This window comes from Parafannyhessea sp., assembly GCF_051876455.1.
Taxonomy (GTDB): Bacteria; Actinomycetota; Coriobacteriia; order Coriobacteriales; family Atopobiaceae; genus Parafannyhessea.
The window spans coordinates 1-10,191 of sequence record NZ_JBJEHW010000160.1; the positions used below are offsets into that span (position 1 = coordinate 1).

Below are 10,191 nucleotides of genomic sequence, written 5' to 3' on the forward strand. Positions count from 1 at the left end.
CGCGACGTGATGGGCAACACCTACACTCACTAGTAAAGGGAACGGACACAGGGAGGCAGCAATGGCAGAGGTCACTGCACTTGGCGAGGTACTCATCGACTTCACGGACGCGGGGACGTCGGAGGGCGGGCAGAAGCTCTTCGAGCGCAACCCCGGCGGGGCCCCGGCAAACGTGCTCGTGGCGCTGGAGCGCCTGGGCCACAAGACGGCCTTCATCGGCAAGGTCGGGGACGACATGCACGGCAGGTTCCTCAAGCAGGTGATGGACGACAACGGCGTCGACACCTCGAACCTGATCGTGGACCCCAACTTCTTCACCACGCTGGCCTTCGTGGCGCTGTCCCCCACCGGCGAGCGCACGTTCTCGTTCGCGCGCAAGCCCGGCGCGGACACGCAACTCGCGCCCGCGGAGCTCGACCGCAAGCTCATCGAGGGCTCGCGCGTCTTCCACGTGGGGTCGCTCAGCCTGACGAACGAGCCCGCCCGCTCCGCCACGATGACGGCGCTCAAGATAGCCAAGGACGCCGGCGTCGTGGTCTCCTACGACCCCAACTACCGCGACACCCTCTGGGACGGCCCCGACGTCGCGGCCGGGCAGATGCGCACGGTCATCCCCTACGTGGACGTCATGAAGCTCTCCGACGAGGAGTGCGAGCTCGTGACCGGCAGGCTCGAGCCCGCGATGGCGGCCGAGTGGCTGCTCGAGCAGGGCGTCAAGGTCTGCGTGGTCACGCTGGGCGCGGACGGCGCCTTCGTGGCGACCAAGGACGGCTCCGCGGTGGTGCCGGGCTACGCGGCCGACGTTGTTGACACCACGGGCGCCGGCGACTCGTTCTGGGGCGGCTTCCTGGCCGGCCTGCTGGAGAGCGGCCTCGCCCCCGCGGACGTGGACATCGCCGCGGCGCAGGGCTTCGTGCGCCTGGGCAACGCCGTCGCGTCGCTCACGGTGCGCGGCCGTGGCGGCATCCCCTCCATCCCCCAGCGCAAGGACGTGGAGGCGCTTCTCGCCAACTAGCGCTCGCGCAAGGCAGACGCAAGAGAGAAGGACGCGCGGCCCCGCCCGCGACACCCTCCCCACCACAACGGCAACGGGCCGCCCGCGGAGACTCCGCAGGCGGCCCGCCTCGTTTGGGACTGATGTGTCGCCGTGCCGGCGCTAGTGCGCGCGCTCCTGGAAGGCCGCGATGATCTTGTCGCCCATCTGCGACGTGCCCACGCGCTTCTCGTCCGGCGTGTCCTCGTCCGCGAGGTCGGGCGTGCGCCAGCCCGCATCGAGGACGTCCTCCACGGCCGCCGCCACGGCGTCCGCCGCATCGTCCATCTGGAAGCTGTAGCGGAGCATGAGCTCCACGGAGAGGATCTGCGCGATGGGGTTCGCGATGCCCTTGCCCGCGATGTCCGGCGCGGAGCCGTGGCTGGGCTCGTACAGCGCGGTGCCCGAGCCGAGCGACGCGGACGCGAGCATGCCGAGCGAGCCCGTGAGCATGGAGGCCTCGTCGGACAGGATGTCGCCGAACGTGTTCTCGGTCACGAGGACGTCGAACTGCGACGGGTTGGCCACGAGCTGCATGGCGCAGTTGTCCACGAGCATGTCCTCGCCCTCGACGTCGGGGTACTCGGCGTTCAGACGGTGGTTGACCTCGCGCCACAGGCGGGAGGTCTCGAGCACGTTGGCCTTATCGACGGAGGTGACCACGCCGTTGCGGCGGCCGGCGGCCTCGTAGGCCCAGCGGATCACGCGCTCGATCTCGTACTCGGAGTACTCCATCGTGTCCGTGGCCTTGTCGCCCGCGGCGCCGTCCGTGCCCGCGCCCTCGACGCCGTGCTCGCGCCTGTGCTCGCCAAAGTACAGGCCGCCCGTGAGCTCGCGCACGATCAGCAGGTCGACGCCGTCGAGTCTGTCCTCGCGCAGCGGCGAGGCGTCGCGCAGCGCCTGGTAGATGTGGACGGGGCGCAGGTTGAGGTACAGCCCCAGGTTCTTGCGGATGGCGAGCAGGCCCTGCTCCGGGCGCACGGCGCCGGGGGTCGTGTCGTTCCACTTGGGACCGCCCACCGCGGCCAAAAGGACGGCGTCCGCGGCCTCGGCCGCCGCCAGGGTCGCGGGCGGCAGCGCGCTCACGGGCTCGCCCGCCTCGCGCGTCGCGTCGATTGCGGCGCCGCCGATGAGCTGGTCCTCGCAGACGAACTCGACGTCGTACGCAACGCCGATTGCCTCGAGCAGGCGCTTGGCCTCGGCCATGATCTCCGGGCCGATGCCGTCGCCCGGCAGTGTGCAGACCTTGTACGTGCGTGCCGCCATGCTATGCCTCCGCGTTCTTCTGGGCCATCAGGCGCTTCGTGCGCGCCACGAGGCCACCCTCGTTGATGATCTCCTGGATGAAGGGCGGGAACGGCTGCGCCTGGAACGTGGCGCCCGTCGTCTCGTCCGTGATGACGCCGGTGTCGGCGTCCACGTCCACCACGTCGCCCTCGTGGATCGCGTCCACGGCCTCGGGGCACTCCATGATCGGCAGGCCGATGTTGATGGCGTTGCGATAGAAGATGCGCGCGAAGCTCTTGGCGATCACGACGGAGACGCCGGCGGCCTTGATGGCCACGGGCGCGTGCTCGCGGGACGAGCCGCAGCCGAAGTTCTCCTCGGCCACGATGATGTCGCCGGGCTTGACGCGCTTGACGAACGTGGTGTCGAGGTCCTCCAGGCAGTGCTTGGCCAGCTCGGCCGGGTCGGACGTGTTGAGGTAGCGGGCGGGGATGATCACGTCGGTGTCGATGTCCCTGCCATAGCGGAAGACGGTTCCGTTGAACTTCATGGCTTCACTCCCTTGTGGTTAGAGGTCGGACGGCAGCGCGATGTGGCCGGCCACGGCGCTCGCCGCGCAGACCGCGGGGCTCGCGAGGTAGACCTCGGACGTGGGGTCGCCCATGCGCCCGACGAAGTTTCTGTTCGTGGAGCTCACGCACTTCTCGCCCGCCGCGAGGATGCCCATGTAGCCGCCCAGGCAGGGACCGCACGTGGGGGTTGATACCACGCAGTGCGCGTTGATGAACACGTCCATGAGGCCCTCGTGCACGCACTGGAGCCAGACGCCCTGGGTCGCGGGGATCACGATGCAGCGGACGTTGGGGTCGACGGTGCGGCCGCGCAGGACCTCCGCCGCGGCGCGCATGTCCTCGATGCGGCCGTTGGTGCAGGAGCCGATGACCACCTGGTCGATCTTGACGGAGCGGCTCTCGGCCACGGGATGCGTGTTGCTGGGCAGGTGCGGCCAGGAGACCTGCGGCACGATGTCCGCCGCGTCGATCTTGATGACCTGCTTGTACGTGGCGTCGGGGTCGGAGTGGTACTCCCTGTACGGGCGCTCCGTGCGGCCTTCGAGCCAGGCGCGCGCCACGTCGTCAACCTCGAAGAGACCCGCCTTGCCGCCGGCCTCGATCGCCATGTTCGCGATCGTGAGGCGACCCTCGACGGAGAGGTTGCGGATAGTCGAGCCCGCGAACTCCATGGCGCAGTACAGGGCGCCGTCCACGCCGATCTTGCCGATCACGTAGAGGATGATGTCCTTGGCAGAGGCGCCCGCCGGCAGCTCGCCCTCGACCTCGAAGCGGATGGTCTCGGGCACCTTGAACCAGGCGCGGCCCGTCGCCATGCCCACGCCGGCGTCCGTGGAGCCCACGCCGGTGCTGAACGCGCCGATGCCGCCGTAGGTGCAGGTGTGGGAGTCGGCGCCGATGATGAGGTCGCCGGGGCCGACGATGCCCTTCTCGGGGAGAAGGGCGTGCTCGATTCCCATGCAGCCCTGCTCGAAGTAGTGGGTGATCCCCATCTCGTGGGCGAAGTCGCGCGTGACCTTGGTCTGCTCCGCGCTCTTGATGTCCTTGTTGGGGCTGTAGTGGTCGGGCACGAGGAAGATCTTCGTGGGGTCGAACACGCCGGCGCCGATCTCGCGCACCGTCTTGATGGCGATGGGCGCCGTGATGTCGTTGGCGAGCACGCCGTCGAGGTCGCACTCGATCAGCTGGCCGGGGACGACCTCCGTAAGGCCGGCGTGGTCCGCCAGGATCTTCTCCGCCATGGTCATGGGACGTGCCATATGGTCCTCCTATCTCTCCTTGGCCGAAGCCACGAGGGAGTCAACAAACTGCCTGGCGCCGCGCGCGGACCTGCCGCCGCGCCTCGTGGCGAAGCGCTCCGCGGCAAGGTCGAGCTCCGCGTTGTCCATCTGGATGCCGGCGTCCGCCGCGAGCTTGTGGACGATGTCGAGGTAGACCCTCTTGTCCGGCTTGTAGAACGTGAGGTGAATGCCAAAGCGGTCCGACAGCGACACGACCTCCTGGATGGTGTCGTTCTGGTGCACCTCGTCGCCGTCGCGGTCGCTGAAGCGCTCGCGCACCAGGTGGCGGCGGTTGCTCGTGGCATAGATCACCACGTTGTCGGACTTTGCCGAGACCGAGCCCTCGAGGATCGCCTTCAGCGCCGCGAAGTTGTCGTCGTCGGTCGAGAACGACAGGTCGTCGATGAAGATGACGAACTTGAGCGGGTTCCTCGTGAGCTGGTCCAGGATCGCGGGGATGTCGCGCAGCTGCTCCTTGCGGACCTCCAGGATGCGCAGGCCCTCGGGCGCGAGCGCGTTGGCCACGGCCTTGACCGTGGAGCTCTTGCCCGTGCCGGCGTCGCCGGTGAGCAGGATGTTCGCCGCGGGCAGGCCGCGCAGGAGCGCCCTCGTGTTGTCGAGGATGACCTGGCGCTGGCGCTCGTAGTCCACGAGGTCCTCCAGGCGCTGCGGGTCGGGGTAGCGCACGGGCACGATCTGGTCGCGATCCACGCGGAAGACGTTGTAGCGGGCGTACATGCCCCAGCCGGTCCTGCCGATGTTGCGCACGCGCTCCGCATAGGCCGCGGCAAGGTCGATGGGCTCGTTCGCGAAGCGCGGCAGCAGCTCTCGCTCGTCGTCCGCGCCCACGGGCGCCAGCAGCTCGTCGGACGTGAGGTTGGCGAGCATGCCCAGGGTCTCGAGCTCCCTGGCGGCAGCGGCCTCGAGCTCGGCCGGCACGTCGCCTCCCGCGCCAAGCTGGCGCAGGTAGGCGTTCTCGTCGTCAAGCACGACGTTGCGCACGTGGGCCGAGAGGCAGCCGTCCTCGGCCTCGACCAGGCTCGACACGAAGCGCGCGTACGCCTCGGCGTACTTGCGCCCCAGGCGGGGGCTGTCGTCGTCGCACTCCACGATCCTCTCGCCCAGGCGCACGCAGCGCGCGAGGGCCGCGACCACCGGGTCGTCGAGCACGCCGCGGAACACAGCGAGCGACAGGAGGCCCAGGTCGACCCTGCGGAGCCCGAGTGCGGTCTCCTCCATCGGCACTACTCCTCACCCTCGCCGAGCACGGCGCCGTTGGCGCCGGAGCCCACGAGCTGCGCGTAGCGCTTGAGGTAGCCGTGGAGCTCCTTCTTCTTGGGCGAGAAGGACGCCATCCTGCGCTCGTACTCCTCCTCGGGGATCTCGAGCTCGATGCGGCTGTTGGGAATGTCGATCAGGATGGTGTCGCCCTCCTCCACGATGCCGATCGGGCCGCCGGACGCCGCCTCGGGCGAGACGTGGCCGACGCAGGCGCCGCGCGTGGCGCCGGAGAAGCGGCCGTCCGTGATGAGCGCGACGGAGTCGCCCAGGCCGCGGCCCATGATGGCCGAGGTGGGGTTGAGCATCTCGCGCATGCCGGGGCCGCCCTTGGGACCCTCGTAGCGGATGACGACGACGTCGCCCGGGTTGATCCTGCCCTCGTCGATGGCGTGCTGCGCGTCCTCCTCGCTCTCGAACACGCGGGCGGGACCCTCGTGGACGAGCATCTTGGGGTCGACGGCGGAGCGCTTGACGACGGAGCCGTCGGGCGCGAGGTTGCCGCGCAGGACCGCGATGCCGCCCGTCTTGGAGTACGGGTCGTCGACGGGACGGATGACGTCGTAATCGAGGACGGGGTGGCCCTTGATGTTCTCGCCCACCGTGTGGCCCGTGACCGTCATGCAGTCGAGGTTGAGCAGGCCCTTCTTGGAGAGCTCGTTCATGACGGCGTAGATGCCGCCGGCCTCGTTGAGGTCCTCCATGTAGGTGCGGCCGGCAGGCGCGAGGTGGCAGATGTTGGGCGTGCGGGCGGACATGGCGTTCGCGTTGTCGAGGTTGAGGTCGATGCCGCACTCGTGCGCGATCGCCGGGAGGTGGAGCATCGTGTTGGTGGAGCAGCCGAGCGCCATGTCGACGGTGAGGGCGTTGGCGAACGCCTCGCGCGTCATGATGTCGCGCGGACGGATGTCCTTGCGGAGCATGTCCATGACGGCCATGCCGGCGTGCTTGGCGAGCTCGAGGCGCGCGGAGTAGACGGCGGGGATGGTGCCGTTGCCGGAGAGGCCCATGCCGATGACCTCGGTCAGGCAGTTCATGGAGTTGGCGGTGTACATGCCGGAGCAGGAGCCGCAGGTCGGGCAGACCTTGCAGGCGTAGTCCTCCAGGTCCTCCGCGCTCATCTTGCCGGCGGAGTAGCTTCCCTGCGCCTCGAACATGGACGAGAGGCTCGTCTTCTTGCCGTGGACGTGGCCAGCGAGCATGGGGCCGCCGGACACGACGACGGTCGGGACGTTGACGCGCGCCGCGGCCATGAGCAGGCCGGGGACGTTCTTGTCGCAGTTGGGGACCATGACCAGTGCGTCAAAGCCGTGGGCGCGGGCCATGCACTCCGTGGAGTCCGCGATGAGGTCGCGGGTGACCAGGCTGTACTTCATGCCGGTGTGGCCCATGGCGATGCCGTCGCACACGGCGATCGCGGGGAAGACCACGGGCATGCCGCCGGCCATGGCGACGCCCATCTTGACGGCCTCGACGACCTTGTCGATGTTCATGTGGCCGGGGACGATCTCGTTCTGCGAGCTCACGATGCCCACGATCGGGCGGTGCATCTCCTCCTCGGTCCAGCCGAGGGCGTGGAAGAGGGAGCGGTGCGCGGCGTTGTTCGCGCCGAACTTGATTGCGTCGCTGGCGAAGTGCTCGGTCTGCTGCGTGTTGTCCATTGGTGGCTTCCTTCCTTTGCGCGTGGGTCTGCCACGCGCGGATGGTGTCCTTCTCGACGGTCGCCTTGGCCCGCCTAGTCCGCGAGCGAGAAGCCCGCGTCCTGCAGGTGCTGGCGGATGAGGTCGATCTGCGCCTGGTCGCGGGTCTCCATGCCCACGCGCAGTATGCAGCTCGAGATGGGCAGGTCGGGGTCCGTGAGGTCGTAGTCGACGGAGACGACGTTGGCGCCGAGCTCCGCGATGATGTGGCTGACCGTCTCGAGCTGGCCAGGCTTGTCCGTGAGCCTGAGCGAGAGCGTGACCTTGCGGCCGCTCATCACGAGGCCGCGGTTGATGACGCGGGACAGGATGTTGACGTCGATGTTGCCGCCGCTGACCACGCAGACGACGCGCTTGCCCTGGACGGGCAGGTGGCCGAACATGCAGGCCGCGACCGGCGTGGCGCCGGCGCCCTCCGCCACGAGCTTCTGCTTCTCCATCAGCGCGAGGATCGCGGCGGCGATCTCGTCGTCCGAGACGGTCACGATGTCGTCGACGTACTTCTCCACCATCTCGAAGTTGAGGTTGCCCGGGACCTTGACCTGGATGCCGTCGGCGAACGTGACGGCGCTGTCGGACGCGGCCCACTTGCCCGCGTGGAACGCGTCCGCGAACGCGGAGGCACCCTGGGCCTGGACGCCGTAGACCTTGCACTCGGGGCGCAGGCTCTTGATGGCGAGCGCGACGCCCGAGATGAGCCCGCCGCCTCCGACGGGGACGACCACGGCGTCGACGTTGTCGAGCTGGTCGAGGATCTCGAGGCCGATGGTGCCCTGGCCGGCAATCACGTCCTCGTCGTCGTACGGGTGGATGAACGTGGCGCCGGTCTCCTCCTGCAGGCGGACGGCCTCGTCGTGGGCGTCGTCGTAGGTGCCCTTGACCAGGCGGACCTCCGCGCCGAGGCGACGGGTGTTCTCCACCTTCATGATGGGGGCGCCGTCAGGCATGCACACGACGCTCTTCACGCCCAGCCTCGTGGCCGCGAGCGCGACGCCCTGGGCATGGTTGCCGGCGCTGCACGCGATGATGCCGTGCGAGAGCTCCTCCTTGCTCAGGCGGTTGATCTTGTAGTACGCACCACGGATCTTGAACGAGCCCGTCACCTGGAGGTTCTCGGTCTTCAGGTGCAGGTCGAGCCCGTCGACCAGCGTGGGTGCCGCGATGAGGTCCGTCTTCCTCGCGACACCGCGAAGGGCGTAGGCGGCGTTGTAGACCTTGTCTAGTGAGAGCGTCATGGGTTTCCTTTCCTGGCCGCGGGCGCGACCGTCAGGGGTGTTGGCTTGCTATACCGCAAGGAAGTTCGTGATGTGCTGGCCGCCGGGCACCATGGGCCTGACCATCTCGTCGCGGTCGAGCACCACGTCGATCACGTAGCCGTGGCCGCAGTCGAGCGCCTCGCGCAGCGCCGCCTCGAAGTCCGCGACGGTCGAGACGCGCCTGCCGTCGAGGCCGTAGGCGCGGGCCAGGTCGGGCCATGAGGGCGGACGGTCGAGGTTAGTCTGGGAGTAGTGGCCGTTGTAGATGAGCGTCTGCCACTGGTGCACCATGCCCAGGACCTCGTTGTCGTAGATGATCGTGATGATGGGGAGCTTGTAGTGCTCCTCGGTCGCGAGCTCGATGCAGTTCATGCGGAACGAGCCGTCGCCCGTCACGTGGATGACGCGCCTGGTGGGGTTGCCGACCTGCGCGCCGATGGCCGCGCCGAGGCCGAAGCCCATCGTGCCGAAGCCGCCCGAGGTGATGAGCTGACCGGGATAGTCGTAGTGGAAGTGCTGGATGGCCCACATCTGGTGCTGGCCCACGTCCGTCGTGACGATCGTGTCCTGCGGGCAGATGCGCGCGATCGCGTCGTTCACCTGCTTGGGGGTGAGGTGGCCCTCCTCCTCGTCGTACACGGTCTCGGTGGGGTACGAGAAGACGAACTCCTTCCACTCCGAGTGGTCGAGCTGGCCCTCGCCCTCGAGGCGCTTGAGCAGGAGCTGGAGCACCTGGCGCACGTCGCCCATGATGGCCTGCTCGCAGTGGACGTTCTTGCCGATCTCGGCCGGGTCGATGTCGACCTGGACGATGTTCGCCTTGGAGGCGAAGGTGTCCGGCTGGAGCGCGATCCTGTCCGAGAACCTGCAGCCAAACGCAAGCAGGAGGTCGCAGTTGTCGACGGCCATGTTGGACGCCTGAGAGCCGTGCATGCCGATCATGCCCGTGGTGAGGGGGTCGCGGCCCCTGAAGCCGCCGCCGCCCATGACCGTGATCGCCACGGGCGCGTCGATCTGGTTGGCGAACCTGTTGAGCTCGCCGTTGGCCCTGCTGCGGACCACGCCGCCGCCGCAGATGATCATCGGGCGCTTTGACTTCAGGATGAGCTGGGCGACCTTCTCGATGTCATCGGGATTGACCGCGGGCGGCTCGAGCGAGGCACGCAGGTCGTCGGGAAGGAGTCCCGGCTTGAGCCTCGCGAGGTGCTCGGAGAGGTGCACGGGGGCGTAGGAGGTCATCTCCTGCGTGACGTCCTTCGTGATGTCCAGGAAGACCGGGCCGGGACGGCCGGAGCGCGCCACCAGGAACGCGGCCCTCACGACGTCCGCGAGCTCGCTCACGTCGGACACCTGGTGCGTCCACTTGGTGATGGGACGCATGACGGCGGTGCTGTCCACCTCCTGGAACGAGTTCTTGCCCAGGAGCTTCTTCGTCACGTTGCAGCTGATCGCGACGATGGGCGAGCTGTCCGCCATGGCCGTCGCGATGCCCGTCGTCATGTTCGTGGCGCCGGGTCCCGACGTCGAGAAGCACACGCCCACGCGCCCCGTCGACCTCGCATAGCCGTCGGCTGCGTGCGTCGCGCCCTGCTCGTGGCTCACAAGATAGTGGTTGATGCCGCTCGTCTGGTACAGCGCGTCGTACACGTCCAGGATCGTGCCGCCAGGATAGCCAAAGATGGTGTCGACACCCTGCTCCTTCAGGCACTCGAGCAGAATCTGCGCCCCCGTAAGCTGAAGCTCCATCGGTCCCTCTCCCCTCGTCCTTCTCACCTGTGTTCGCTTGGTTTGCCTTGCCGATGCCTAATAAAAAAAGTCCCCGCCCAAAGCGAAGACCCACATGCG

General features: G+C 68.3%; 8 protein-coding genes. 1 reads left to right on the forward strand and 7 read right to left on the reverse strand.

What is annotated here, in order from left to right; translation table 11 throughout:
- Window positions 1-61 precede the first annotated feature (61 nt).
- Entirely contained in the window at window positions 62-1,015 is a 954-nt protein-coding gene (locus ACI38Z_RS06955) for a carbohydrate kinase family protein (protein ID WP_439789465.1), read from the forward strand.
- Between the two features lie 141 nt (window positions 1,016-1,156).
- On the opposite strand, the gene leuB is transcribed toward ACI38Z_RS06955, so the two are convergent.
- The 7 genes from leuB to ilvB form a co-directional block, all read right to left on the reverse strand.
- The gene (gene leuB, locus ACI38Z_RS06960; protein WP_439789466.1) at window positions 1,157-2,299 is read right to left on the reverse strand and encodes a 3-isopropylmalate dehydrogenase; all 1,143 of its coding nucleotides are present in this window, start codon (window positions 2,297-2,299) and stop codon (window positions 1,157-1,159) included.
- A 1-nt stretch (window position 2,300) separates the two neighbouring features.
- Entirely contained in the window at window positions 2,301-2,810 is a 510-nt protein-coding gene (gene leuD / locus ACI38Z_RS06965; protein WP_439789467.1) for a 3-isopropylmalate dehydratase small subunit, read from the reverse strand.
- Between the two features lie 18 nt (window positions 2,811-2,828).
- Complete coding sequence (gene leuC, locus ACI38Z_RS06970; RefSeq protein ID WP_439789468.1) at window positions 2,829-4,091, reverse strand: 3-isopropylmalate dehydratase large subunit; 1,263 nt, start codon at window positions 4,089-4,091, stop codon at window positions 2,829-2,831.
- A 9-nt stretch (window positions 4,092-4,100) separates the two neighbouring features.
- Window positions 4,101-5,351 carry an ATP-binding protein gene (locus ACI38Z_RS06975; protein ID WP_439789469.1) on the reverse strand — a complete coding sequence of 417 codons (1,251 nt, stop codon included), beginning with the start codon at window positions 5,349-5,351 and terminating at the stop codon, window positions 4,101-4,103.
- A 5-nt stretch (window positions 5,352-5,356) separates the two neighbouring features.
- Window positions 5,357-7,051, reverse strand: a complete 1,695-nt coding sequence (gene ilvD / locus ACI38Z_RS06980) for a dihydroxy-acid dehydratase (protein WP_439789470.1) — start codon at window positions 7,049-7,051, stop codon at window positions 5,357-5,359.
- A 74-nt stretch (window positions 7,052-7,125) separates the two neighbouring features.
- On the reverse strand, window positions 7,126-8,325 hold the full coding sequence (gene ilvA, locus ACI38Z_RS06985; RefSeq protein WP_439789471.1) for a threonine ammonia-lyase: 1,200 nt from the start codon (window positions 8,323-8,325) through the stop codon (window positions 7,126-7,128).
- 48 nt (window positions 8,326-8,373) lie between these two features.
- Entirely contained in the window at window positions 8,374-10,092 is a 1,719-nt protein-coding gene (ilvB, locus tag ACI38Z_RS06990; protein ID WP_439789472.1) for a biosynthetic-type acetolactate synthase large subunit, read from the reverse strand.
- Window positions 10,093-10,191: the final 99 nt, after the last annotated feature.